The sequence below is a fragment of the Streptomyces akebiae genome (genome assembly GCF_019599145.1).
Taxonomy (GTDB): Bacteria; Actinomycetota; Actinomycetes; order Streptomycetales; family Streptomycetaceae; genus Streptomyces; species Streptomyces akebiae.
In genome coordinates this window covers 2,682,599-2,708,394 of the sequence record NZ_CP080647.1, presented here as the reverse complement: position 1 = coordinate 2,708,394, position 25,796 = coordinate 2,682,599, and the positions used below count along the sequence as shown (strand labels likewise).

Below are 25,796 nucleotides of genomic sequence, written 5' to 3'. Positions count from 1 at the left end.
TGTTTGCACGACGGCACAGCCGTCGCGATTCGGTGGGGGTGGCGGTTCCTCGGACGGCCCCGGCCGCAGGCCTGCGGCCGGGGCCGTCCGGTGGCTAGCGCGCGGCCGTGGGCGTCAGCCGGCGTACGGCCAGCACGTCCATCCTCGTCGGGGAGCCCAGCGCGGAACCGCAGCTCTCCCGGCGGGGCGGCTCGGCGGTGCCCTGGGCGACGGCGACGGTCCAGCGGCGGCCGTCGGTGTGGGCGACGACGACGTCCCAGCGGGGAGCCGCGCCGTCCGTGCGGACCACGGTCAGGGCGCCGGCGGTGTCCTCGCCGGACGTCGTGCGCACCGCCAGCTCGGCAGCCTGCCCGGGGCGTTCCCAGGCGGAACTTCCGCGGCACCCCTCGGCGACGACACGGCCTTCCCGTACGCCTTGCAGGACCTCCTTGACGTGGTGGGCCTCGGCGCGGCCGTACACGTATCCGAAGGGCAGCACGAGGAGAGTCGGGGAGAAGCGGTGACCACCCAGATGGGTGACTTCCCAGGTCCCCTCGACCCCGGAGGCGGCCAGTTCGGCGGCGAGCGGGCGGCCGAGGACCGCGCAGCAGCGGTCGCGCTTGCCGTTGGTGCAGACGAGCGCGAGCGGGTCACCGGTGTGGGGCCGCCCCCGCAGAACCGTCCCGAAGGTGTGGTGATCGCCCCGGCCGAGCGCGGCAAGATCGAGGTCGAGCAGCCGCTCGGGCTCGGACGTCGCGGCACTGTGCAGCCAGACGTTGCCGGGAGCGGTGTGGGCCACGTACACCTGGCGCTCGCGGACCTCGCGGCAGTCCGCGTGGCGGCCGGGGCGCCGGATGAGCGCCACGCGGACGCCGGTGCCCTCCGCCGCGGCTTCCAGGGCGCGGCCGAGCACGGGGTCGAGGTGGCTCGAGGTGAGCGCTTTGACGCCCCAGGGGCCCGGCTGTTCCAGCAGCAGCCATGTCCTCGCCGTGGCGGCGGTCCCCGCGAGAGGCTCGTCGAGGTGTCGGGACGCGGATGTGCACGTACTCACAGAGGTGAGCCTAACCTGACTTCCTCGCGACCGGATTCCGGCTGGGCCGAAGGGGGGCGGGGGTGCGGCTGGATGTCGCGGGGCGGCGGTGCGGGGCGGCGGCGCGAGGGGCCCGCGCTGTAGTGCAGGCGAGCCCCTGTTCAGGATCAGGCGTCGGGGATGTCCGACTTTGCCCGGATGAGAGTCTCGCGGCTGATGACCACGATCCTCTCGTAGTCAGCGCGCGAGGCGTCGGCGGGAAGCTCGGGGTCGAGTTTCTCTGTCCGATCTGTCCCGATTACTGCGAAGTTGCCGTCTTGCAGTTCGAAGATGTCTGGGCACGTCTGCCCCGCGGCGCTGCCCCTCTCGCGGGGCGAGGCACCGATGCGGCGCACGATTTTCAACGGGTTCGATCCTTGGGTCATGAGTAGTGATGTGAGCGGGGACAACTTTGCCTCATGAACCTGGTTGATGCGTATGCGTCGAAGGCGCGATGGAGTGAAGCGGGAGGCGGGGGTCGCGCTGCACGAAGCGAGCGCCGTGGGGAGTGAGGACAGGCCCCGCCCTCATTCGGCGGGAGGTTCGCCCACGACCCACCACTCGTCCGTGCTCGCCTCCTCCAGGTCGTTGATCAACGCGTCCACCATCCTGCCGATCTCCGATTCCTCCGAGCCCTCCTTCAGGCTTGACCGGTGGTGGCGCGTGGCGGCCCAGTAGTCCCGCATCAGGGTGCTCTGGAAGATGCCGCGGAGGTGCCCGTACAGCTCGGCCCGGCTGAAGACGCCCACCCGGTACCCCTGGAGGACATGGGTGTACAGCAGGTTGGCGAAGAGGTACTGCCGTTGCCGGTCCGTGGACAGTTCCTCTTCGTAGGCGTTCAGTACGGGCAGCAGGGTAGGGTCCGAGGCCGCCTTCATGACCAGGTCGAAGTTGTGCCGCTGGTAGGCGGTCAGTGCCGTGCGCTGTTCCGTCTCGCGTTCCAGCCTTTCCAGGCGCCGGAGCAGGACGCTGATGCGCCGCTCCATGACGAACGCGCCCAGCGCTCCCACCGCGAAGGCGAGACCCGCTGCCGCGGCGGGGCCGAGTCCCCGCGCCCCATGATTCTGTGTGGCCATGTCAATCCCCGATTCAGGCGGCCGTCCGCCGGTCGTCGGGTGTGGGTCGACAGGTCGGGGACCGGCGAGCGGTGGGCGGCGCTTGCCGTCTCCCAGTGTCGCCGAGAGGCGCCCGTCCACCGGGAGGCGGAGAGGAGGCGCACGGAAGGATGCGTGGGTCGCGTGACCCGGCGCCATGCCCATCGTGTGCCCCACGGGCGCCGCTGACAATCTCTCCCTCGGCGGGGTGTGGCACCCCTCGTATCCTGGTGCGGCATTCGATCGACGCGGGAGAGCAACGGGGTGAGTGAGGACGCGTGTTGAGTCAGTCGTCGAGCCGGGGCCTGGAACCGAGTCCACGGCATGCGCCCCAGATCCCTGTGGTCGTCCTCGCCGGGTTCCTCGGATCCGGCAAGACCACCCTGCTGAATCACCTGCTCCACCGCAGCGGCGGCAGCCGTATCGGCGCCGTGGTCAACGACTTCGGCGCGATCGAGATCGACGCGATGGCCGTGGCCGGGGCGCTCGGGGATTCCACCGTGTCACTGGGCAACGGATGCCTGTGCTGTGCCGTCGACGTCGGGGAACTGGATCAGTATCTGGAGCGCCTCGCCGATCCCGCCGCCGGGATCGACGTCATCGTCATCGAGGCGAGCGGGCTCGCCGAGCCGCAGGAACTCGTGCGGATGGTGCTCGCCAGCGAGAACCCCCGGGTGGTGTACGGCGGGCTCGTCGAGGTCGTCGACGCGGCCGAGTTCGCGCAGACCCGGCAGCGGCATCCCGAGATCGACCGCCATCTCGCCCTCGCCGACCTCGTGGTCGTCAACAAGCTCGACCGGGCCGAGGACCGGACGGGAATCCTGGCGCTCGTCCGCTCGCTCAGTGACCGTGCGGCGGTCGTACCCGCGACCTACGGGCGTATCGACCCCGAGTTCCTTTTCGACTGCAGGCCCTCCGAGGAGCGCATCGGCCAGCTCTCCTTCGACGACCTGCACCGGCACGACCACGACGGGCACCCCGGGGCGGAGGGGGACGATCACGGTGGGCACCTGCACACCGGCTACGACAGCGTCGCCTTCGTCTCCGACGCGCCGATCGATCCCCGGCGGCTCATGGAGTTCCTGGACGGGAGGGCCGAGGGGCTCTACCGCATCAAGGGCTACGTGGACTTCGGGCCGTACGACCCCGTGAACCGCTACGCCGTGCACGCCGTCGGGCGGTTCCTGCGGTTCTACCCCGAGCCCTGGGCGGACGGGGACGGGGGCGGCGACGACAGCCGGGTCAGTCAGCTCGTGCTCATCGGGGCCGGAATCGACGCCCCGGCCCTGACCAAGGCGTTGGAGGCGTGCAGGAGCACGAAGGACGCCCCGCACACCGACGAGCACGGCATGTGGGGCGTCCTTCGCTACGTACGGGAGGCGGAGGCCGAGGAACCCGAGGCCTCCTACGACACCCTGTGAGGGGCCCCGCTCACCGACCCCTCGGACTCCCGCTCACACAGGTCCCGCCACCGACGACACCGTCTTGCCCAGGGACACACCCGAGCCGTCGCGGCGCGGGTCCATCTCCGGGAGGTCCGCCGGCATGCCGTTCTTCTGCGCGGCGCGGGCCGGAGCCGGTCCCGCCCAGGCGACGGACAGGCAGTCCTCGCCCTTGAGGAACCGCTGGCAGCGGACACCGCCCGTGGCGCGGCCCTTGCGGGGGTACTGGTCGAACGGGGTCAGCTTGGCCGTGGTCTGCACGGAGTCGTCCAGGGTGCCCCGGGAACCGGCGACGGTGAACACCACCGCGTCCACGGCCGGGTCGACGGCCGTGAAGGAGATGACCTTCGCGCCCTCGGTGAGCTTGATGCCCGTCATACCACCGGCCGGACGGCCCTGCGGGCGGACCTGAGCGGCCTGGTAGCGCAGCAGCTGGGCGTCGTCCGTGATGAAGACCAGGTCCTCCTCGCCGGTGCGCAGCTCGACCGCGCCGACGATCCGGTCGCCCTCCTTGAGCGTGATGACCTCCAGCTCCTCCTTGTTGGACGGGTAGTCGGGGACCACGCGCTTGACGACGCCCTGCTCGGTGCCGATGGCCAGCCCGGGCGACGACTCGTCGAGCGTCATCAGGCAGATGGCCGTCTCGCCGTCCTGGAGGGAGAGGAACTCCGCGAGCGGGGCGCCGCCCGAGAGGTTGGGGGCCGCCGCCGTGTCCGGCAGCTGCGGCAGATCGACCACGTTCAGGCGCAGCAGGCGGCCGGTCGAGGTCACCGCGCCCACCTCGCCCCGGGCCGTCGCGGGGACCGCGGAGACGATGACGTCGTGCTTGACGCGCTTGGCGTCCGCGTCCGCCGCGAAGGGCTCCCCGTTGGCCGTACGGGCCAGCAGCCCCGTGGACGACAGCAGAACCCGGCACGGGTCGTCGGCGACCTGGAGCGGAACGGCCGCCACCGGGCTGCCCGAGGACTCCAGCAGGACCGTACGGCGCTCGGTGCCGAACTTCTTCGCCACTGCGGCCAGTTCGCCGGAGACCAGCTTGCGCAGCTCCGCGTCCGACTCCAGGATCCGGGTCAGCTCGGTGATCTCGGCGTTGAGCCTGTCCTTCTCGGACTCCAGCTCGATGCGGTCGAACCGGGTGAGGCGGCGCAGCGGCGTGTCGAGGATGTACTGCGTCTGGATGTCCGACAGGGAGAAGCGCTCGATCAGGCGCTCCTTGGCCTGCGCGGAGTTGTCGCTGGAGCGGATCAGACGGATGACCTCGTCGATGTCCACCAGCGCGGTGAGCAGGCCCTCGACCAGGTGGAGCCGGTCGCGCTTCTTGCCGCGGCGGAACTCCGAGCGGCGCCGGACGACCTCGAAGCGGTGGTCGAGGTAGACCTCCAGCAGTTCCTTGAGGCCCAGGGTGAGGGGCTGGCCGTCGACCAGGGCCACGTTGTTGATGCCGAAGGACTCCTCCATCGGCGTGAGCTTGTACAGCTGCTCCAGGACGGCCTCCGGCACGAAGCCGTTCTTGATCTCGATGACCAGGCGCAGGCCGTGCGCGCGGTCGGTGAGGTCCTTGACGTCGGCGATGCCCTGCAGCTTCTTCGCGCCGACCAGGTCCTTGATCTTGGCGATCACCTTCTCCGGGCCGACGGTGAACGGCAGTTCCGTGACGATCAGGCCCTTGCGGCGAGCCGTGACGTTGTCCACCGACACCGTGGCGCGGATCTTGAAGGTGCCGCGGCCCGTGGCGTACGCGTCCTTGATCCCGGAGAGGCCGACGATCCGGCCGCCGGTCGGCAGGTCGGGGCCCGGGACGTGCTTCATCAGCGTGTCCAGGTCGGCGTTCGGGTGCCTGATGAGGTGGCGGGCGGCCGCGATGACCTCGCTCAGGTTGTGCGGCGGCATGTTGGTCGCCATACCGACGGCGATGCCGGACGCGCCGTTGACCAGCAGGTTCGGGAAGGCGGCGGGCAGCGCCACCGGCTCCTGCTCCTGGCCGTCGTAGTTCGGCGCGAAGTCGACCGTGTTCTCGTCGATCGACTCCGTCATCAGGCTCGTCGCGTCGGCCATCCGGCACTCGGTGTACCGCATGGCGGCCGGCGGGTCGTCGTTGCCCAGCGAGCCGAAGTTGCCGTGGCCGTCGACCAGGGGGAGCCGCATGGAGAAGGGCTGGGCGAGGCGCACCAGGGCGTCGTAGATCGACGAGTCGCCGTGCGGGTGCAACTTACCCATGACCTCGCCGACGACGCGGGCACACTTCACATAGCCGCGGTCGGGGCGCAGGCCCATCTCGTTCATCTGGTAGACGATCCGGCGGTGTACCGGCTTCAGACCGTCACGGGCGTCCGGCAGGGCTCGGGAGTAGATGACCGAGTACGCGTACTCCAGGAAGGAGCCCTGCATCTCGTCGACGACGTCGATGTCGAGGATCCGCTCCTCGAACGCGTCGTCGGGCGGCGGGGTCTTCGTGCTGCGGCGGGCCATCGCTGCCGGCTCCTCTTTTTCTGGTCGCTCACCTACGGGGCGCTCACGTGTCCGGCTCACTCTCACCGAGACGTGAACGGGAACTGACGCGCACCATTGTGGACTGCCGCACTGACAAGCCCGACACGACCCGGCACCGACCGCCGGGCTCGCCTCCCGAGCCGCCGCGTCAACAGCGTGCGCCGACTTTAACCAGCGACCGTCGAACGCAACCCCCGTCTCGCTCTCGGCGTACGAGCCCCGGGAACTTCTCCAGGGGTCCGCGCGCTTGCATACAGTGGCAGGACCGGCAGGAAAACAGCGGTTTCCGCGGCGATTCCCCGACGGCGACCGCCACGGATTCCGCGACCACAGCACAGCGATCGAAGGGACGTACCGCCCATGGGTCACACGGCCACAGCCGAGGCCGGCTCCGAAGGCCTGACAGTGAGGGAGCACCGCCTGGACAACGGCCTGCGCGTGGTGCTCTCCGAGGACCACCTGACCCCGGTCGCCGCGGTGTGCCTCTGGTACGACGTCGGATCGCGCCACGAGGTCGAGGGCCGTACGGGCCTCGCCCACCTCTTCGAGCACCTGATGTTCCAGGGCTCGGGCCAGGTCAAGGACAACGGCCACTTCGAGCTGGTCCAGGGCGCCGGCGGTTCGCTGAACGGCACCACCAGCTGGGAGCGCACCAACTACTTCGAGACCATGCCCACCCACCAGCTGGAACTGGCGCTGTGGCTGGAGGCCGACCGCATGGGCAGCCTGCTGCTCGCGCTCGACCAGAAGAACCTGGACAACCAGCGGGCCGTCGTCAAGAACGAGCGCCGCCAGCGGTACGACAACGTGCCCTACGGCACCGCCTTCGAGAAGATCTTCCGCCTGGCCTACCCCGAGGGCCACCCCTACCGCCACACGCCGATCGGCTCGATGGACGACCTGGAGGCGGCGAGCCTGGAGGACGCCCAGCAGTTCTTCCGGACGTACTACGCGCCCAACAACGCCGTCCTGTCGATCGTCGGCGACATCGACCCGGAGCAGACCCTCGCGTGGGTGGAGAAGTACTTCGGCTCCATCCCCGCCTACGACGGCAAGCCCGCGCCCCGCGACGGCTCGCTGCCGGACGTCATGGGTGAGCAGCGGCGCGAGGTCGTCGAGGAGAACGTGCCCGCGCGCGCGTTGATGGCCGCCTACCGGCTGCCGGAGGACGGCACGCGCGCGTGCGACGCGGCCGACCTGGCGCTCACGATCCTCGGCGGCGGCGAGTCGTCCCGCCTCTACAACCGGCTCGTACGACGTGACCGTACGGCCGTGACGGCCGGATTCGGCCTGCTGCGGCTGGCCGGCGCGCCCTCCATGGCGTGGATGGACGTCAAGACCTCCGGTGACGTCGAGGTGCCGGTCATCGAGGCCGCCGTCGACGAGGAGCTCGCCCGGTTCGCCGCGGAGGGTCCCACGGCGGAGGAGATGGAGCGGGCGCAGGCCCAGTTGGAGCGCGAGTGGCTGGACCGGCTCGGCACCGTCGCGGGCCGCGCCGACGAACTGTGCCGGTACGCGGTGCTGTTCGGTGACCCGAAACTCGCCCTGACGGCCGTCGACCGGGTCCTGGAGGTGACGGCCGACGAGGTCCAGGAGATCGCCAAGGCCCGCCTGAGGCCCGACAACCGCGCGGTGCTCGTCTACGAGCCCGTCGCGGGTGAAGAGGCCGACGAGGAGACCGCCGCGGCCGAGGCCGCCGAAACCACCGACGAGACCGAGGAGTCGGCGAAGTGACCGAGCTCGCGACCATGGACTTCCACCCGCAGCCCCAGGCCGGCGAGGCCAGGCCCTGGGCGTTCCCGGCGCCCGAGCGCGGCACCCTGGACAACGGCATGACCGTGCTGCGCTGCCACCGCCCCGGCCAGCAGGTCGTCGCCGTCGAGGTGCTCCTCGACGCGCCCCTGGACGCCGAGCCCGCCGGCATCGAGGGCGTCGCCACCATCATGACCAGGGCCTTCTCCGAGGGCACCGACAAGCACACGGCCGAGGAGTTCGCCGCCGAGCTGGAGCGCTGCGGCGCCACCCTCGACTCGCACGCCGACCACCCCGGTGTACGCCTGTCCCTCGAAGTGCCGGTGTCGCGGCTGGAGAAGGCCCTCGGCCTGCTCGCCGACGCCCTGCGGGCCCCCGCCTTCGAGGACGCCGAGATCGAGCGGCTGGTCGCCAACCGGCTCGACGAGATCCCGCACGAGACCGCCAATCCCGGTCGCCGGGCCGCCAAGGAGCTCTCCAAGCAGCTGTTCCCGGCCACCTCCCGGATGTCGCGGCCCCGCCAGGGCACCGAGGAGACCGTCGAGGGCATCGACTCCGCGGCCGTACGCGCCTTCTACGAGCGGCACGTACGCCCCGCGACGGCCACCGCCGTGGTCGTCGGCGACCTCACGGGGGTCGACCTCGACGCGCTGCTCGGCGACACCCTGGGCGCCTGGACCGGCTCCTCGGCGGCGCCGCGCCCCGTGCCGTCGGTGAGCGCGGACGACACCGGCCGCGTGATCATCGTGGACCGCCCCGGTTCCGTGCAGACCCAGTTGCTCATCGGCCGGGTGGGCGCCGACCGGCACGACCGCGTGTGGCCGGCCCAGGTGCTCGGCACCTACTGCCTCGGCGGGACCCTCACCTCCCGCCTGGACCGCGTCCTGCGCGAGGAGAAGGGCTACACCTACGGCGTGCGGGCGTTCGGCCAGGTTTTGCGGGCCGCGCCCGACGGTTCGGGCATCGCGATGCTCGCCATCAGCGGCTCCGTCGACACCCCCAACACCGGGCCGGCGCTCGACGACCTGTGGACGGTGCTGCGCACCCTCGCCGCCGAGGGCCTGACCGACGCCGAGCGTGACGTCGCCGTGCAGAACCTCGTCGGGGTCGCCCCCCTCAAGTTCGAGACGGCCGCGGCCGTGGCGAGCACGCTGGCCGACCAGGTCGAGCAGTACCTGCCGGACGACTACCAGTCGACGCTGTACCGCCAACTCGCCGCCACCGGCACCGTGGAGGCCACCGCCGCGGCCGTGAGCGCCTTCCCGGTGGACCGTCTGGTGACCGTCCTCGTCGGGGACGCCGCGCAGATCGAGGAGCCCGTCAGGGCCCTCGGAATCGGCGAAGTCACCGTCGTCCCGGCCGAGTAGGGGCTGACCGTACGGACGCGTGTCAGTGGGGCCCTGGTGACGGAAGAGTCACCAGGGCCCCCGTTTGTCCCTATTGATGGCGGAGGTTGCGTGTCTGACCTGTGGCGTACGCAACAAATCCTGTGATCCGTTTGTTATTTCGAAGACGGCCCACTTAGCGTCGGTCCGGCTGTTCGTCAGAAGTTCGCCGCAGCCGCGGCACCGGACAGTCATCGCCGAGTCCCCGCATGGCGCGAGCCAGGGGAGCCGGGGACCCATCACAGTCCCTGGGGTGAATCGGGTGCCCTTCGCGGAGCGACGCGAAACGAGGGGTAGCCGTAGGAGACCTTCCTGCTCCGAACCCGTCAGCTAACCCGGTAGGCGAGAAGGAAGGAAAGGACCAGCCACTTCATGGCGTTCACCCGCGCCCCCGGGAAGCACCGCCGTCCCGGCCGTGTGCAGCGCACGACCACGAGGAACGTGGGCGTAGCCGCTCTCACCACCACCGGTGTCCTCGGCACTCTGGCCGGCCCCGCGCTCGCCGCGGAAGAGCCCGCCGTCGAGCAGACCGGCCTGAACCAGATCATCACCCTCGGCGACACGGTCGCGGACCAGGTCGACGCCCAGGCCGTGGCCCAGCAGCAGGCCGCCGAGGTGGCCGCCGTCAAGAAGAAGGCGCAGGAGGAGGCCAGGAAGGCCGCCGCCGAGAAGGCCGAGCAGGAACGTGCCGCCGCCAAGGAGCGCGAGGAGATCAAGGCCCGCGCCGCCCGCGCGGCCGAGCGCGAGCGCCTCAACGCCTACGTCGCCCCCATCAGCGGCTCCTACATCTCCACCGGCTATAAGACCGGCGGCGCCGTCTGGTCCTCCGGCAGCCACACCGGTGTCGACTTCCACGCCGCGTCCGGTACGGCCGTCGTCGCCGTCGGCTCCGGCACCGTCGTCGAGGCGGGCTGGGGTGGCGCCTACGGCAACAACATCGTCATCAAGATGAACGACGGCACGTACACCCAGTACGGCCACCTGTCGTCCATCGGCGTCTCCGTCGGCCAGACGGTCACCCCCGGCCAGCAGATAGGCCTCTCCGGGGCGACCGGCAACGTCACCGGCGCCCACCTGCACTTCGAGGCCCGGACGACGGCCGAGTACGGCTCGGACATCGACCCCGCCGCGTACCTGCGCTCGCACGGCGTGAACGTCTGACGCGCTTCCGACGCTTCGCAGGAGGCCCCGGCTCACCGAGCCGGGGCTTTCCTCGTTGTGCGTACCTGCTGCGCAAACCTGTTGCGACGCACCTCTTGTGACGTACCTCCTGTCCAAAAAATATCCATGGATTCCGGTCCGCCATCGGAAATTCCGGCTCTCTGCAATAGAGTCGCTGGAACACACGTCAATCATCGACGTTTCACGGGGATTAAGGCGGAGGTCGGTCATGCGTATTCCGGCGCACTCGGTATGCACGGCGATCCGTGATGACATCGTCGCGGGTGTCTACGAGCGCGGCAGCCGGCTCACCGAGGAACTGCTCGCCCGCCGTTACGGCGTCAGTCGGGTGCCCGTGCGTGAGGCGTTGCGCACGCTGGAGGCCGAGGGCTTCGTGGTGACCCGTCGGCACGCGGGCGCGTGCGTCGCCGAGCCGACCGAGCAGGAGGCCGCCGACCTGCTGGAGATGCGCATGCTGCTGGAGCCCCTGGGGGCCGCCCGCGCCGCGCAGCGGCGTACGGAGGCCCACCTGAAGGTGTTGCGGGGCCTGGTCAGGCTGGGCCAGGAGCGGGCCAGGAGGGGCAACAGCGAGGATCTGCGCTCGCTGGGCGGCTGGTTCCACGAGACGCTCGCGCAGGCCTCCGGCAGCCCCGCCCTGACCTCGACACTCGCCCAGCTGCGGCACAAGATCGCCTGGATGTACGCGGTCGAGGCGCCGGCCGACCCCGTGGAGTCCTGGGCGGACCACGGCGGCATCGTGGACGCGGTCGCGCGCGGCGACAGCGACCGGGCCCGGGCGATCACGTCCCTGCACACCGAGCGGGCCACCGCCGCGCACCGGCTCCGATTTCCGGCCGGGGCCGGCGGGGCGGAGCGGCCGGAGCGTGTGAGGACTTCGCAACACCCCGTAAACATGCCGAGCCTGCGGCATTAACACAGGCGCCGTATACAAAGAGGGAAGAATTCCGAAGGGCATTATTTCTGCTGCCCGCAGAACGGAAACCGGACGGAAATGCGAAGGGCTCGCCCGATAAATCGGACGAGCCCTTCGGTGTGTCTGCGGGGCGGCTTTTCAGGCCTTTCCGCTTCGGTTACCCGGTCGCTCAGACCGTCTCGGGGAGTTCTTCGAGCCCCTCGGCGACGAGCTTCGCCAGACGGTCGAGCGCGGCGTCCGCGCCCTCGGCGTCGGAGGCGAGCACGATCTCCTCGCCGCCCTGGGCGCCGAGGCCCAGGACCGCGAGCATGGAGGCCGCGTTGACGGGGTTCCCGTCGGCCTTGGCGATCGTCACGGGGATACCGGAGGCCGTGGTGGCCCGGACGAAGATGGATGCGGGTCGGGCGTGGAGGCCCTCGGCCCAGCCGACGTTGACGCGGCGCTCAGCCATGTGATGCTGCCCTTCAGGTGTCTCGGGTGCTGCAGAGAGGTCTAGACCGGGTTGTCTAGACCAGTTTCCCATATGGGGCGACGTACCGGAACGGGCCCACGGCCTGACCGCGAACCGGCTGTCGCACTTCTGTTGTGCTTCTGTCGTGCGTCCCCCAGACTGCCCCGCGCCGTTGTCGGACGCGAGCCGTACTCTGGGGCCCATGCAGACCTCGTCGGACCGGCACGAGTACCCCGCCCACTGGGAGGCCGACGTGGTGCTGCGCGACGGCGGCACCGCACGCATCAGGCCCATCACCGTTGATGACGCCGAGCGTCTCGTCAGCTTCTACGAGCAGGTCTCGGACGAGTCGAAGTACTACCGCTTCTTCGCGCCGTACCCTCGCCTGTCCGCCAAGGACGTCCACCGCTTCACGCACCACGACTTCGTGGACCGGGTGGGGCTCGCCGCCACGGTCGGCGGCGAGTTCATCGCCACCGTACGCTACGACCGCATCGGCGCCGACGGGATGCCCGCGTCCGCCCCCGCCGACGAGGCCGAGGTCGCCTTCCTCGTGCAGGACGCCCACCAGGGCCGCGGCGTCGCCTCCGCCCTGCTCGAACACATCGCCGCCGTCGCCCGCGAGCGCGACATCAGACGCTTCGCCGCCGAGGTGCTGCCGGCCAACAGCAAGATGATCAAGGTGTTCACCGACGCCGGGTACCAGCAGCAGCGCAGCTTCGAGGACGGCGTCGTCCGGCTGGAGTTCGACCTGGAACCCACCGACCGCTCCCTCGCCGTCCAGCGCGCCCGGGAGCAGCGCGCCGAGGCCAGGTCCGTCCAGCGACTGCTCGCCCCCGGCGCGGTCGCGGTCGTCGGCGCCGGGCGCACGCCGGGCGGAGTGGGCCGCGGCGTGCTCGCCAACCTCCGGGACGCGGGCTTCACGGGGCGGCTCTACGCGGTCAACAAGGCGCTCGGGGAGGACGAGAAGGAACTCGCCGGGGTGCCCGCGCACCGGTCCGTCACCGACATCGAGGGACCCGTCGACCTCGCGGTGGTCGCCGTCCCCGCCGCCCATGTCCCCGAGGTCGTCGCCGAGTGCGGCGAGCACGGTGTGCAGGGCCTCGTGGTCGTCTCCGCCGGATACGCGGAGAGCGGGCCCGACGGGCGCGAACGCCAGCGCGAACTGGTGCGCCAGGCCCGCTCGTACGGCATGCGCATCATCGGGCCGAACGCCTTCGGCATCATCAACACCGCCCTCGACGTACGGCTCAACGCCTCGCTCGCCCCCGAGACACCGCGCTCCGGTCGCATCGGCCTCTTCGCCCAGTCCGGCGCCATCGGGATCGCCCTGCTCTCCCGGCTGCACCGGCGCGGGGGAGGGGTCACCGGGGTCACGGGCGTCTCCACGTTCGTCTCGTCCGGCAACCGCGCGGACGTGTCCGGGAACGACGTCCTCCAGTACTGGTACGACGACCCGGACACCGATGTCGTCCTGATGTACCTGGAGTCCATCGGCAACCCGCGCAAGTTCACCCGCCTCGCCCGACGCACGGCGGCGGTCAAGCCGCTCGTGGTGGTGCAGGGGGCGCGCCATGGCTCCGCGCCCCTGGGTCATGCCGTGCGCGCCACCCAGCTGCCCCACACCACCGTGTCCGCCCTGCTGCGGCAGGCAGGGGTGATCCGGGTCGACACGATCACGGAACTGGTCGACGCGGGGTTGCTGCTGGCCCGGCAACCGCTGCCGGCGGGGCCGCGGGTGGCGATCCTGGGGAACTCCGAGTCGCTCGGGATGCTCACCTACGACGCGTGTCTCTCCGAGGGGTTGCGACCGCTGCCGCCGCTGGATCTGACGACCGGGGCCTCGGCGGGGGACTTCCACGCGGCGTTGTCGAGGGCGCTGGCGGACGACTCGTGCGACGCGGTGGTGGTGACGGCGATACCCGCGCTGGGGGAGACGTCTCCGGGGGACGCGGCCCTGGCGGAGGCCCTGCGGTCGGCTGCCGCCGCCAACCCGTCGAAGCCGGTGCTGGTCGTCCACGTCGAGTTGGGCGGGCTCGCGGAGGCGTTGTCCGCCGCGGCCAGCACGGCACCCCACGCCACCGAGAGGCCCCCCGGCCCCTCGGCCTCGGACCACCCGCTCCGCCGATCGCCCACCGAGGAGAGCGAGGGGGCCGAAGCGACCCCGAGGACGGCAGGAACGGGCGCGGACACATCGTCGCCTGCCGGCGCGGCAAGCCCCGGAGGCCCCGGCGCGGCAGGTCCGGACATGACAGGTCCCGGCACGGCCGGTTCAGGTACGGGTGCAGGCGTAGGTACAGGTGACGAGGCCGGGGCGATGGCCCCTCCGGAGTCGGCTGATTCCCGCCTCATCCCCGCCTACCCCGCCGCCGAGCGGGCCGTTCGGGCGCTCTCCGAAGCCGTGAACTACGCCCAGTGGCGGCGGGAGGCGGCGGAGCCGGGCCGGGTGCCCGAGTACGAGGACATCGACGAGAAGGGGGCGGCCGAGCAGATCGACGCGCTGCTGGCCAGCGGCGAGGGACTCACTCTCGGGGCGGACGAGACGGGCGCGCTGCTCGCGCGGTACGGCATTCGCCTGTGGCAGGCGCGCCCCGCGCCGACGCCCGACGAGGCCGCGAAGGCGGCGCAGCTCATCGGCTATCCCGTCGCCCTCAAGACGACCGCCCCGCACCTGCGACACCGGGCCGACCTGGGCGGCGTACGGCTCGACCTGGCGGACGAGGAGCAACTGCGTCGGACGTACGCGGAGTTGACGGACCTCTTCGGAGGGCCGGACGAACTGCGCCCGGTCGTGCAGGGCATGGCTCCGCGCGGGGTCGACACGATCGTGCGGACCGTGGTGGACCCGGCGGCCGGAGCGGTGCTCTCGTTCGGGCTCGCCGGTCCCGCGTCGCAGCTGCTCGGGGACATGGCGCACCGCCTGATTCCGGCCACCGAGCGGGACGCGGCCGCACTGGTCCGATCGATCCGGACGGCACCCCTCCTCTTCGGCTGGAGGGGCTCGGCCCCCGTCGACACGGAGGCGCTGGAGGAGCTGCTGCTGCGGGTGTCGCGGCTGGTCGACGACCACCCCGAGGTCGTGGCGGTCTCCCTGGAGCCCGTCGTCGTCGCCCCGCAGGGCCTCAGCGTGCTCGGCGCCACCGTCCGGCTCGCGCGCCCGCCCGCTCGCGACGACCTCGGCCCGAGGACGCTGCCGGCGTACTGAGGCGCGGCAGACGGCCCCCGTATTGATCCGTCCACGACAGAACGGAGACGGCAGAGCGGTCCCTCGCAGTCAGTGCGCCACCGTAGGATGGACGTCATGGCCAAGACCAGTACGACGACCCAGGGGCTGCGTGCGGCGATCGAGCGCAGCGGCTACTACCCGGCCCTCGTGGCCGAGGCGGTGGAGGCCGCTGTCGGCGGCGAGGCCATCAAGTCGTACCTGGTCCACCAGGAGACGACGTTCGACGCGAACGAGGTGCGGAGGCACGTCACCGTCCTCGTCCTCACGGGCAACCGCTTCATCGTGAGCCACACCGACGAGCAGGCCGCGGACACCACGTCGCCCACGCCGTACGCCACGACGTCGACCGAGTCGGTGAAGCTCGGCCGGATCTCGTCGGTCGTGCTCAGCCGGGTCGTCGCCAATCCCGAGTCGTACACCCCGGGCACCCTGCCCCGTGAGGTCGTCCTGACCATCGGCTGGGGTGCGGTCTCGCGCATCGACCTGGAGCCCGCCGCCTGCGGCGACCCCAACTGTGAGGCGGACCACGGGTACACGGGCAGCTCGACGGCGGACGACCTCAGCCTGCGCGTCAGCGAGGCCGGTGACGGCCCGGAGACCGTGCGCCAGGCCCTCGCCTTCGCCCAGTCCCTCTCCGAGGCGACCGCGGACACCACCCGCTGATGGCGCTGCCCACCTGGGACCACCCGGAACCGCTGGCTCTCGGCTCCGCCCCCGTCCCCGAGTACGGCGTCGGCTCGCTCGCCGACCTCATGCCCACCGTCGCGGCGGGCATGGGGGTCCCCGGTACGACCGCCTCGATACCGGAACTGACGGCGGCCGACCGCGTGTGTGTCTTCCTGGTCGACGGCCTGGGCTGGGAGCAGCTGAAGGCACACCCCGACGAGGCGCCCTACCTGACGGCGCTGCTGGCGTCCTCACGCGGCGGCACGGGCCGCCCCATCACCGCGGGATACCCGGCCACCACCGCGACCTCCCTCGCCTCCGTGGGCACCGGTCTGCCCCCGGGCGCGCACGGACTGCCCGGTTACACGGTCCGCGACCCGCGGACCCAGGAGCTGATGAACCAGCTCCGCTGGCAGCCGTGGACGTCGCCGAAGGTGTGGCAGCCGTACCCCACGATCTTCCAGCTCGCCGACCGGGCGGGTGTGCACACCGCCCAGGTCACCTCCCCGGCCTTCCAGAACACGCCGCTCACCCAGATCGCGCTGAGCGGCGGCACCTTCCACGGCCGCCTCTCCGGCGAGGACCGCATGGACCTGGCCGCCGAGCAGCTGTCCGCCGGGGACCGCGCCTTGATCTACACCTACTACTCCGAGCTGGACGGCGCGGGGCACCGCTTCGGTGTCGACTCCGACGCCTGGCGCGGCCAGCTCATGCACGTCGACCGGCTGGTCCAGCGTCTGGCCGAGCAACTCCCGCCGCGCACCGCCCTGTACGTCACCGCCGACCACGGCATGATCGACATCCCGTTCGACGAGCAGCACCGCATCGACTTCGACGAGGACTGGGAGTTGCGTGCCGGGGTCGCCCTGCTGGGCGGCGAGGGCCGGGCCCGCCATGTGTACGCGGTGCCGGGCGCCGAGTCGGACGTCCTGACCTGCTGGCGCGAGGTGCTCGGCGAGCAGTTCTGGATCGCCTCGCGCGACGAGGCCATCGCGGCGGGCTGGTTCGGCCCGCACATCGACGAACGCGTGTACGCCCGCTTGGGCGATGTGGTCGCGGCGGCCCATGACGACGTCCTGATCGTCGCCTCCGAGCGGGAGCCCAAGGAGTCGGCGATGGTCGGCAACCACGGTTCGATGACCCCCGTCGAACAGCTGGTCCCGCTGCTCGAAGTACGCTCCTGAGAGGTCCTGCCGCCGCTCACCCCGCCCTCCCGCCGGATCCGGAACCTCGCCCTCCTCGCCGAAAGGTGCTCAACTCAACATGCCCGAGCTCGTGTTCTTCTCCGGAACCATGGACTGCGGGAAGTCGACGCTGGCGCTCCAGATAGAGCACAACCGCTCGGCGCGCGGACTCCAGGGCATGATCTTCACGCGTGACGACCGTGCCGGTGAGGGCAAGCTGTCGTCGCGGCTGGGCCTGGTCACCGACGCCGTCGAGGTCGAGGACGGCCAGGACCTCTACGCGTACCTGGTCGACCACCTCTCCCAGGGCCGTCGCGCGGACTATGTGATCGCCGACGAGGCCCAGTTCCTCGCTCCGGGGCAGATCGACCAACTCGCCCGCGTCGTGGACGACCTGGGCCTGGACGTCTACGCCTTCGGCATCACGACCGACTTCCGCTCCAAGCTCTTCCCAGGCTCCCAGCGTCTGGTCGAGCTGGCCGACCGCGTCGAGGTCCTCCAGGTCGAGGCCCTGTGCTGGTGCGGCGCCCGCGCCACCCACAACGCCCGCACCATAGGCGGTCAGATGGTCGTCGAGGGTGCCCAGGTCGTCGTCGGCGACGTCAACCAGCCGGACGACATCGGCTACGAGGTCCTGTGCCGCCGTCACCACCGCCGCCGCATGACGGCCGCCACCGCTCACGCGGGCGCCCTCTCCCCGGACGTCCTGCCGGTCGAGACGGCCTGACCCCGACGCCGGTCGCGACCCGGGCCCGCGCCCCGGTTCACCCGACCGTGCGACCGTCCCCGCCGGCGGCTCGGTGTTCCGTGCGCACCACCGCGAACTTCGCGCCCTCCGGGTCGGCCACGGTCGCCACCGGGCCATGAGGGGTGTCACGGACCGGTTCGAGCACATGGCCGCCGAGTTCGACGACGCGATCGGCTGCCTCGTCGGGGTCGGTCACCTCGAAGTAGGTCAGCCAGTGAGGGCCCCGGTCACGGGGGAGCGCGCTGCCGACACCATGGATGCCGGCCACCGGACGGCCCCCGATGCGCAGGGTGACGTAGTCGAGGTCGGCGGAGACCACCGGCTCCTCCTCGTAGCCGAACGCCGTCTCGTAGAACTTGGCGACCAGCGAGCTGTCGACGGTGAGGAGTTCGTCCCAGGCGGGCGTGCCGGGGACGCCGGTGATGTCCGCGCCGAGATGCTCCACCGCCTGCCAGATGCCGAACACGGCGCCCGCGGGGTCGGAGGCGATCACCAGACGGCCCGCCTCACCGGCGTCCAGCGGGCCCACGCCGACGGTGCCGCCACAGTGCCGCACCGTCTCCGCCGTCCGGTCCGCGTCGGCCGAGGCGAAGTACGGCGTCCAGGCGATGGGGAGATGACGGTCGGGCGGCAGCTGACCGATCCCCGCCACCTGGCGCCCGTCGAGCAGTGCCCGCACATACGGGCCGAGCTGCTGGGGGCCGGGCTGGAACTCCCAGCCGAACAGCGCTCCGTAGAACTCCTGGGTCGTGGCCATCCCGTGCACCATCAGACTCACCCAGCAAGGTGTGCCCGGTGGATACACCGCGCCGTTCAGGCCGGCCGACCCCCGTGCCTCGGTCATCGTCACTCTCTCCTCGGCCCCTCGCGGTGGCCGTGTCCGTCGCCCTCGGTACGCGTGTACCGCGTCCACGCGCGGTCACGCCCCGTGCCGATGCTCGCACCACCCGTGGCGTCACGGGCCCGCGCTGCACCGCCGCGCGACCCGTCGGTACGCGAGGAGCCCGGCTCGCCGATCCCGGTCGTCGTCCGCGCCGCCGGAGTGTGTGTCCACCGTTGTACGGCTTGTGCCCGATCCCGTACGCCCGGTGATCGGCACCGCCCGGCGGGCAGAGTAGCCCGAGCCGGGCGAGGCGGCCACCCCGTGCGCGAGGATGGGGGCCATGAACGCCATCATCTCGGCCCCCGACCTCGCGAACGAACTGGCGGGCGACCACCCGCCGGTGATCCTGGACGTCCGCTGGCAGTTGGGCGGCCCGAACCTGCGCCCCGAGTACGAGAAGGCGCACATCCCGGGAGCCGTCTTCGTCGATCTGGACGCCGAACTCGCCGGTCCGGCGGGCTCGGGCGGCCGTCATCCGCTGCCCGACATCGGTGCCTTCGGTACGGCGATGCGGGCGGCCGGAGTCTCCGCCGACCGTGCCGTCGTCGTGTATGACGGCGGGCTCAACTGGGCTGCCGCGCGGGCGTGGTGGCTGCTCCGCTGGGCCGGCCACCCCTCGGTACGGGTCCTGGACGGCGGTCTGGCGGCCTGGGCGGGCGAGCTGACGGCCGAGATCCCGGAGCCCGCGCCCGGTACCTTCGAGCCCGTCCCCGGCGCGCTGCCGCTGCTCGACGCGGACGGCGCCGCCGCGCTGGCCCGCACCGGACTGCTCCTGGACGCGCGGGCCGCCGAACGCTACCGAGGCGATGTGGAACCCATCGACCCGGTCGGCGGGCACATTCCGGGCGCGGTGTCGGCCCCGACTACGGAGAACGTGGCCGAATCCGGCCTCTTCCGGACCGCCGCCGAACTGACCGACCGCTTCAAGGGACTTGGCGCGAGGCCCGACTCCGAGGTCGGCGTGTACTGCGGCTCGGGTGTCTCCGGCGCCCACCAGGTGCTGGCGCTGGCCGTGGCGGGCATCCCGGCGGCCCTGTACGTGGGCTCGTGGTCGGAGTGGTCCCGGGACGGTGACCGTCCGGTGGCCACCGGACCGGACCCCCAGTGACCCGGCGCTGACGGCATGCCGTGGGGCCCACGTCTGAACGACGTGGGCCCCACACACGTATGAATGACCGATCCCGCACCCGAGAGAAACGGATCTGCTGGACGGAGCGAAGGAGTGACCGCTCCGACTCACCACCGCCGTGGGCCCGCTACTCCTGCTTCTTGCGTCTCGTCCCGAACACGATCTCGTCCCAGCTCGGCACCGCCGCGCGCCGCCCCGGTCGGACGCCGTCCGCCTCGGCCTGGCGGTCGGTCGCGCCGATCAGACGGTCGCGGTGGCCGTTGACCGACCGCGGCATGAGGACGTCCGCGTAGGCGGAACCGGCCGAGGCCGCGGGGGCCGCGGACTCCTCCTCCGCCACTTCCTCGACGGAGACGGACTCCTCCTGCGGTTCGGCGGAGGGCAGTTCGGGCACCACCAGGTCGCCCCGGTAGCTGGGGACGGCCTCCAGGATGCTGGTGAGCGAGTCGCGCTCGCTCACGATCTCCTCGTCGGCCTCGGACGGCGCCGGCAGGACGGGACGTTCCGCCTGGCGGTCACGGGGCAGCCGCGCGATCCTCGGCACGAACGGGAAGCTCGGCTCGGGAGTCCCGAGGTCGTCGGACTCGCCGATCAGCGAACGGGCCTCGTCGTCGACGGCCTGGACGAGCCGCCGGGGCGGGTCGTACGTCCAGCTCGCCGAGTGCGGTTCGCCCGCGACGCAGTACACCAACAGCACTTCCCAGGTGCCGTCGTCGCGGCGCCACGAGTCCCACTGGACGGTGTCCTTCTCGGCGCCGCGCAGCAGCAGTCGCTCCTGGACGGCCTCGCCGAGCTGGGGCCCGGCGGCGTTCTCGCCGGGCCGGCGGACCGGCGTCTTGCGCGCCCGCTCGGCCATGAAGGCGCGCTCGGCGAGAACGGGACCTTCGAAGCGGCGGACCCGGTCGACGGGGATGCCGGCGAGCTGCGCGACCTCCTCGGCCGTGGCGCCCGCGCGTATCCGCGCCTGGATGTCACGGGGGCGGAGATGGCTCTCCACCTCGATCTCGATCTGACCGAGGCGGGGACGGTCGCCGCGCACGGCGGCACGCAGCCGTTCGTCGATCGGAAGCGTGTACTCCGTGGAATCGGCAGCCTTCAGCACCAGCCGTGTGCCGTCATTGGAGACGGCCACGACACGCAGTTCGGGCATGGGGACCTCCCGGGTGGTGCCTGCCGACGTCACGTGCGTCGCTGCTTCCGCTAGTCGAGTGTGGCCTGCCCGGGTGCAGCCTGCCACAACCTTGCCGAGTTGCCCGGCGTGTCGGGCGTGGGCCCGAGGTCGCCGTTATGGCACGGTTATCAATTCGCAACGCTAAGTGACGAACCTCATCACCCTGTGCAACGATCCCCCTCCCGGCGGTCCTCGAAGGCCCCGGACACCCTGGCGGGAGTCCGGACCCAGGGCTCGCAACAGTACTCCATTCGGGCCACTTGCGTGGATCGGCACGCCGCCCAACTTCTCACGACAGACGTCGATCCGCGGCCGGAACGGACCATTTCGTGACCCCGGGAGGGACGTGCTTCACATGGTCACCAGAACCGCCCGCCCGGCTACGCGCCGAGCACTCGGCGCAAGTAGTCGTTCTGGAAACGCCGTTGGGGGTCGAGCCGGTCACGCAGCGCGGTGAACTCGCCGAAGCGGGGGTACACCTTGGCGAAGTAGTCCGTGTCCCGCGTGTGCACCTTTCCCCAGTGCGGACGTCCCTCGTGGGCGGTGAAGATCCGCTCGGCGGCGGTGAAGTACGCCTGATAGGGCGTGCCCTTGAACATGTGCACGGCGACATAGGCGCTCTCGCGGCCCGAGGCGGTGGAGAGCGTGATGTCGTCGGCCGGTGCGGTGCGCACCTCGACGGGGAAGCTGACGCGCAGCTTCGAACGGTCGACCATCGCCTTGAGTTCACGCAGCGTGTCCACCACGGCCTCGCGGGGAACGGCGAACTCCATCTCCACGAACCGCACTCGGCGCGGAGAAGTGAAGACCTTGTAGGGGATGTCGGTGTAGGTCCGCGCGGACAGGGCGCGGCTGGAGATCTGCGCGATCGTCGGGATGGTGGCGGGGACCGCCTGGCCGACCCAGTTGGCCACCTGGAAGACGCCGTTGGAGAGGAACTCGTCCTCGAACCAGCTGTTCAGCTGCGGCACCGGCTTCTCGGGGCCCGCGCTGCGGTTGTTGCGCTTGGTGTTGGTGTTGCCGGTGTGCGGGAACCAGTAGAACTCGAAGTGCTCGTTCTCGGCGTGCAGTTGGTCGAACTCGGCCAGCACCCTCTCGAACGGCATCGGTTCCTCGCGTGCCGTGAGCAGGAAGATCGGCTCCACGGCGAAGGTGATCGCGGTGACGATGCCGAGGGCGCCGATGCCGACACGGGCGGCCGCGAAGACGTCGGGGTTCTCCGTCGCGGAACACGTCAGCACCGAGCCGTCGGCGGTGACCAGTTCGAGCCCACGGATCTGGGCGGCGATCGAGGCCGAGTCGCGGCCGGTGCCGTGGGTGCCGGTGCTGGTCGCGCCGGAGACCGTCTGCTCCATGATGTCGCCCATGTTCGTGAGCGAGAGCCCCTCACGCGCGAGCGCCAGGTTGAGCCTCTTGAGCGGAGTGCCGGCGGCGACCGTGACGGTCATGGCCTCACGGTCGATCTTGCGTATGCCCGTCAGCAGTTGAGGGCGGATCAGCACGCCGTCGGTCGCGGCGGCCGCGGTGAAGGAGTGGCCCGTCCCGACGGCCTTCACCCGGAGGTCGTCCTCGGCCGCCTGCCGTACGGCCGCGGCGAGTTCCTCGACGGTGGCCGGGGTGACCTCCCGTACGGGGCGGGCGGTGACGTTCCCCGCCCAGTTACGCCACGTGCCGCTCTTCCCGATCACTGTGGTGCTCATGGGGCCCTCCCCGCCTTGGAGCCGGCCTGCGCAGCCGGCGGTACCCGAGAAAACCGACCGCGACCGCGACGGCTCCGGACGCAGCCGGAACCACGTACCCCGCCTTCGCCCCGGCCGCGTCGATCACCCAGCCGGAGACCGAGGACCCGAGCGCGACCCCGACCGCGAGCCCGGTGCCCACCCAGGTCATGCCCTCGGTCAGTTGCGTGCGTGGTACGTGCTCTTCGATGAGGGACATCGTCGTGATCATCGTGGGTGCGATGGACAGGCCCGCCACGAAGAGCGCCACGGCCAGAAACGGCAAGTTTCCGACCAGTAGGAGGGGGATCATACTCACGGCCATGCCGCACACGCCCAGCAGCCATCGACGTTCCGCCGCCCCGGAGAAGCGCAACAGCCCGAACACGATGCCCGCGGCGCAGGAACCGGTCGCGTAGAGGGCGAGGACCACGCTCGCGGCGGCCTTGTGGCCCCGCTCCTCGGCGAAGGCCACGGTGACCACGTCTACGGCTCCGAAGATCGCTCCCGTCGCCACGAACGTCGCCACCAGGACCTGCAGCCCGGGTGAGCGCAGCGCCGATCGCCCCTTGTCGTCCCGCTCGCGCGGGTGCGGCGCCGGTTCGGTGGCGCGTTGGGCGGTCAGCCAGAAGACGCCGGCCGCGAGGAAGCAGGCGGCGAGCAGCGGTCCGGCCTCCGGGAACCACGCCGTGGACAGCCCGATGGAGATGATCGGCCCGAAGATGAAGCACACCTCGTCGAGGACCGACTCGAAGGAGTACGCGGTGTGCAGTCGCGGGGTGTCCCGGTAGAGGGCCGCCCAGCGCGCCCGGGTCATCGCCCCGAGACTCGGTACACAACCGATGCCGGCCGAGCAGAGGTACAGCACCCAGTCCGGCCAGCCGTAGTGGGCGGCGACCAGAAGTCCCGCGGCGGCGGCCAGCGCCACCAGGGTCGCCGGGCGCAGCACCCGCCGCTGCCCGTACTGGTCCACCAGGCGCGAGATCTGCGGGCCGAGCACCGCGGCGGACAGCGCGATGGTCGCCGAGAGCGCGCCGGCCAGGCCGTAGCGGCCGGTGAGCTGGGAGATCATCGTGACCACGCCGATGCCCATCATGGACAGCGGCATCCGGCCGAGGAGACCCGCGGCGGTGAAGCCCTTGGTGCCGGGGGTGGCGAACAGGGCGGTGTAGGGGCTGGGCACGGGGGCTCCGGTCGTTCCGGTAAGCGGAGAGGTGAGTTCCTCGTAAGGCGCGAACTCCGTCGATACAGCTTACGAGTGAGGTAACCCTAAGTCATCTGCGGGGATGGGCCGGGATCCCGCACGTCGGTGCCGGGTGGCAGGATCGGAGACATGCCACACGCGCACGACGCCACCCCCTACGACGCCCTGCTCCTGCTCTCCTTCGGCGGCCCGGAAGGCCCGGACGACGTGGTCCCGTTCCTGGAGAACGTGACACGGGGTCGCGGCATCCCCAAGGAGCGCCTCAAGGAGGTCGGGCAGCACTACTTCCTGTTCGGCGGGGTCAGCCCCATCAACGCCCAGAACCGCGCCCTGCTGGACGCCCTCCGCAAGGACTTCGCCGAGCACGGCCTGGACCTGCCGATCTACTGGGGCAACCGCAACTGGGCGCCCTATCTGACCGACACCCTGCGCGAGATGGTCGCCGACGGCCGCCGCCGCATCCTGGTCCTCGCCACCAGCGCGTACGCCTCGTACTCGGGCTGCCGCCAGTACCGCGAGAACCTGGCCGACTCGCTCGCCGCGCTGGAGGCCGAGGGCCTGGAGCTGCCGAGGATCGACAAGATCCGGCACTACTTCAACCACCCCGGCTTCCTGGACCCCATGATCGACGGCGTCCTGGAGTCGCTCGCCGACCTTCCCGAGGACGTCCGCGACGGCGCGCACCTCGCCTTCTGCACGCACTCCATCCCGAACGCCTCGGCGGACAGCTCCGGCCCGGTCGAGGACCACGGGGACGGCGGCGCGTACGTCGCGGAGCACCTCGACGTCGCGAAGCTCATCGCCGACGCCGTGCGCGAGCGGACCGGTGTCGAGTACCCCTGGCAGCTCGTCTACCAGTCCCGTTCCGGCGCCCCGCACATTCCCTGGCTGGAGCCGGACATCTGCGACCACCTGGAGGAGCGGCACGCGGCCGGCGTCCCGGCCGTCGTGATGGCACCCATCGGGTTCGTCTCGGACCACATGGAGGTCCTGTACGACCTGGACACCGAGGCCATGGCCAAGGGCGAGGAACTGGGCCTGCCGGTCCGCCGCTCGGCCACGGTGGGCGCCGACCCCCGGTTCGCCGCCGCGATCCGCGACCTGGTCCTGGAGCGAGCGGCGGTCGAGCGCGGCGAGGACGCGGTCACCCCCTGCGCGCTCGGCACGCTCGGCGCGAGCCACAACCTGTGCCCGGTCGGCTGCTGCCCGGCCAGGACCCCGCAGCCCGCCGCCGCGGGCGCCGACAGCCCGTACGCGTGAGGAGCACCGTGACCGACCAGCCCGAGCGTCCGGCCGGCCTGAAGGCCGAACTTCTGGAGATCGCCCTGGACGCCGCCCGCCGCGCGGGGGACTTCCTGCGCGACGGGCGGCCCGCCGATCTGGGCGTCGCCGCCACCAAGTCCAGCGCGGTCGACGTCGTCACCGAGATGGACATCGCCTCCGAGAAGCTGATCACCGGTCTGCTGGCCGAGCGCAGGCCGCACGACGGCGTGCTCGGCGAGGAGGGCGCCAGCGTCGAGGGCAGCAGCGGTGTCCAGTGGGTGATAGACCCCCTCGACGGCACCGTCAACTACCTCTACGGACTGCCCAGTTGGGCCGTCTCCATCGCCGTCCGGGTGGACGGCGAGACGGTCGTGGGCGTGGTCCACGCCCCGGTGCGCGGCGAGACCTTCCGGGCCGTCCTCGGCGAGGGCGCCTTCCTGAACGACCGCCCCGTGCGCGTGCGACCCGCTCCGGAGGCGGAGCTGGCCCTCGTCGGCACCGGCTTCGGCTACCTTGCCGAGCGCCGGGCCAAGCAGGCCGACGTATTGCGCGAGCTGATCCCCCACGTCCGGGACATCCGGCGCGGCGGCTCGGCCGCGATCGACCTCTGCGACGTGGCCGTGGGCCGCCTGGACGCGTACTACGAGCGAGGTCTGAACCCCTGGGACTACGCGGCGGGCGACGTCATCGCCCGGGAGGCGGGCGCCCTGACCGGTGGCCGCCCCGGAGAGCCCCTCTCGACCGACCTGACCATCGCGGCCCCACCGGGCCTCTTCGAGGCGCTCCAGACCCGCCTGGACGCCTTGGGCGCCTGGCACGACTGAGGGCGCCCAAGGCGAGTGAGCCG

The 25,796-nt window shown here is 71.4% G+C and carries 21 protein-coding genes and 1 riboswitch; of the genes, 12 read left to right on the top strand and 9 right to left on the bottom strand.

Annotated features, from left to right (window positions below; translation table 11 throughout):
* Positions 1-94 precede the first annotated feature (94 nt).
* The 3 genes from K1J60_RS11665 to K1J60_RS11655 form a co-directional block, all read right to left on the bottom strand.
* A complete protein-coding gene (locus tag K1J60_RS11665; protein WP_220646167.1) occupies positions 95-1,030 on the bottom strand; it encodes a sucrase ferredoxin in 936 nt (311 codons plus the stop codon).
* Positions 1,031-1,176: 146 nt separating this feature from the next.
* A complete protein-coding gene (locus tag K1J60_RS11660; RefSeq protein ID WP_033525166.1) occupies positions 1,177-1,413 on the bottom strand; it encodes a hypothetical protein in 237 nt (78 codons plus the stop codon).
* Positions 1,414-1,575: 162 nt separating this feature from the next.
* Positions 1,576-2,124 (bottom strand): DUF6082 family protein, encoded by a 549-nt coding sequence (locus K1J60_RS11655; RefSeq protein ID WP_220646166.1) that lies wholly within the window; start codon positions 2,122-2,124, stop codon positions 1,576-1,578.
* A 299-nt stretch (positions 2,125-2,423) separates the two neighbouring features.
* Here K1J60_RS11655 and K1J60_RS11650 point away from each other — a divergent pair, with 299 nt between their 5' ends.
* Entirely contained in the window at positions 2,424-3,563 is a 1,140-nt protein-coding gene (locus tag K1J60_RS11650) for a CobW family GTP-binding protein (RefSeq protein ID WP_259407683.1), read from the top strand.
* Between the two features lie 33 nt (positions 3,564-3,596).
* Here the strand turns inward: K1J60_RS11650 and K1J60_RS11645 are convergent, their stop codons facing one another.
* Complete coding sequence (locus tag K1J60_RS11645) at positions 3,597-6,053, bottom strand: DNA gyrase/topoisomerase IV subunit A (protein ID WP_220646165.1); 2,457 nt, start codon at positions 6,051-6,053, stop codon at positions 3,597-3,599.
* Between the two features lie 381 nt (positions 6,054-6,434).
* Between K1J60_RS11645 and K1J60_RS11640 the strand changes: the two genes are divergently transcribed.
* From K1J60_RS11640 to K1J60_RS11625, 4 genes are all read left to right on the top strand, one after another.
* A complete protein-coding gene (locus K1J60_RS11640) occupies positions 6,435-7,808 on the top strand; it encodes a M16 family metallopeptidase (RefSeq protein ID WP_220646164.1) in 1,374 nt (457 codons plus the stop codon).
* Entirely contained in the window at positions 7,805-9,193 is a 1,389-nt protein-coding gene (locus K1J60_RS11635; RefSeq protein ID WP_220646163.1) for a M16 family metallopeptidase, read from the top strand. Before K1J60_RS11640 ends, K1J60_RS11635 begins: the two co-directional genes overlap by 4 nt.
* A 203-nt stretch (positions 9,194-9,396) precedes the next feature.
* Positions 9,397-9,570: riboswitch (cyclic di-AMP (ydaO/yuaA leader) on the top strand.
* Positions 9,571-9,583: 13 nt separating this feature from the next.
* On the top strand, positions 9,584-10,372 hold the full coding sequence (locus tag K1J60_RS11630; RefSeq protein ID WP_220646162.1) for a M23 family metallopeptidase: 789 nt from the start codon (positions 9,584-9,586) through the stop codon (positions 10,370-10,372).
* 229 nt (positions 10,373-10,601) lie between these two features.
* Positions 10,602-11,306, top strand: coding sequence for a GntR family transcriptional regulator (locus K1J60_RS11625; RefSeq protein ID WP_220646161.1), 705 nt, complete (start codon positions 10,602-10,604; stop codon positions 11,304-11,306).
* 169 nt (positions 11,307-11,475) lie between these two features.
* Here K1J60_RS11625 and K1J60_RS11620 read toward each other — a convergent pair whose 3' ends face one another.
* On the bottom strand, positions 11,476-11,757 hold the full coding sequence (locus tag K1J60_RS11620; protein ID WP_013000229.1) for an HPr family phosphocarrier protein: 282 nt from the start codon (positions 11,755-11,757) through the stop codon (positions 11,476-11,478).
* Between the two features lie 202 nt (positions 11,758-11,959).
* Here K1J60_RS11620 and K1J60_RS11615 point away from each other — a divergent pair, with 202 nt between their 5' ends.
* The 4 genes from K1J60_RS11615 to K1J60_RS11600 all read left to right on the top strand — a co-directional run bounded on the left by K1J60_RS11615 (position 11,960) and on the right by K1J60_RS11600 (position 17,560).
* Positions 11,960-14,962, top strand: a complete 3,003-nt coding sequence (locus K1J60_RS11615) for a bifunctional acetate--CoA ligase family protein/GNAT family N-acetyltransferase (protein WP_220646160.1) — start codon at positions 11,960-11,962, stop codon at positions 14,960-14,962.
* Positions 14,963-15,058: 96 nt separating this feature from the next.
* Positions 15,059-15,646 (top strand): DUF5998 family protein, encoded by a 588-nt coding sequence (locus K1J60_RS11610; protein WP_220646159.1) that lies wholly within the window; start codon positions 15,059-15,061, stop codon positions 15,644-15,646.
* The gene (locus K1J60_RS11605; protein WP_220646158.1) at positions 15,646-16,833 is read left to right on the top strand and encodes an alkaline phosphatase family protein; all 1,188 of its coding nucleotides are present in this window, start codon (positions 15,646-15,648) and stop codon (positions 16,831-16,833) included. Before K1J60_RS11610 ends, K1J60_RS11605 begins: the two co-directional genes overlap by 1 nt.
* 79 nt (positions 16,834-16,912) lie before the next feature.
* The gene (locus tag K1J60_RS11600; protein ID WP_220646157.1) at positions 16,913-17,560 is read left to right on the top strand and encodes a thymidine kinase; all 648 of its coding nucleotides are present in this window, start codon (positions 16,913-16,915) and stop codon (positions 17,558-17,560) included.
* Positions 17,561-17,597: 37 nt separating this feature from the next.
* On the opposite strand, the gene K1J60_RS11595 is transcribed toward K1J60_RS11600, so the two are convergent.
* Positions 17,598-18,425 carry a VOC family protein gene (locus tag K1J60_RS11595; RefSeq protein ID WP_220646156.1) on the bottom strand — a complete coding sequence of 276 codons (828 nt, stop codon included), beginning with the start codon at positions 18,423-18,425 and terminating at the stop codon, positions 17,598-17,600.
* A gap of 319 nt (positions 18,426-18,744) precedes the next feature.
* Here K1J60_RS11595 and K1J60_RS11590 point away from each other — a divergent pair, with 319 nt between their 5' ends.
* The gene (locus tag K1J60_RS11590) at positions 18,745-19,572 is read left to right on the top strand and encodes a sulfurtransferase (protein ID WP_220646155.1); all 828 of its coding nucleotides are present in this window, start codon (positions 18,745-18,747) and stop codon (positions 19,570-19,572) included.
* 148 nt (positions 19,573-19,720) lie between these two features.
* On the opposite strand, the gene sepH is transcribed toward K1J60_RS11590, so the two are convergent.
* From sepH to K1J60_RS11575, 3 genes are all read right to left on the bottom strand, one after another.
* Positions 19,721-20,743, bottom strand: coding sequence for a septation protein SepH (gene sepH / locus K1J60_RS11585; RefSeq protein WP_220646154.1), 1,023 nt, complete (start codon positions 20,741-20,743; stop codon positions 19,721-19,723).
* Positions 20,744-21,144: 401 nt separating this feature from the next.
* A complete protein-coding gene (locus K1J60_RS11580; RefSeq protein ID WP_220646153.1) occupies positions 21,145-22,464 on the bottom strand; it encodes a D-arabinono-1,4-lactone oxidase in 1,320 nt (439 codons plus the stop codon).
* Positions 22,424-23,665, bottom strand: a complete 1,242-nt coding sequence (locus K1J60_RS11575; RefSeq protein WP_220646152.1) for an MFS transporter — start codon at positions 23,663-23,665, stop codon at positions 22,424-22,426. The genes K1J60_RS11580 and K1J60_RS11575 overlap by 41 nt, the downstream gene beginning before the upstream one ends.
* Before the next feature lie 150 nt (positions 23,666-23,815).
* Between K1J60_RS11575 and K1J60_RS11570 the strand changes: the two genes are divergently transcribed.
* Positions 23,816-24,946 carry a ferrochelatase gene (locus tag K1J60_RS11570; protein WP_220646151.1) on the top strand — a complete coding sequence of 377 codons (1,131 nt, stop codon included), beginning with the start codon at positions 23,816-23,818 and terminating at the stop codon, positions 24,944-24,946.
* Positions 24,947-24,954: 8 nt separating this feature from the next.
* Positions 24,955-25,773 carry an inositol monophosphatase family protein gene (locus K1J60_RS11565; RefSeq protein WP_220646150.1) on the top strand — a complete coding sequence of 273 codons (819 nt, stop codon included), beginning with the start codon at positions 24,955-24,957 and terminating at the stop codon, positions 25,771-25,773.
* Positions 25,774-25,796 lie beyond the last annotated feature (23 nt).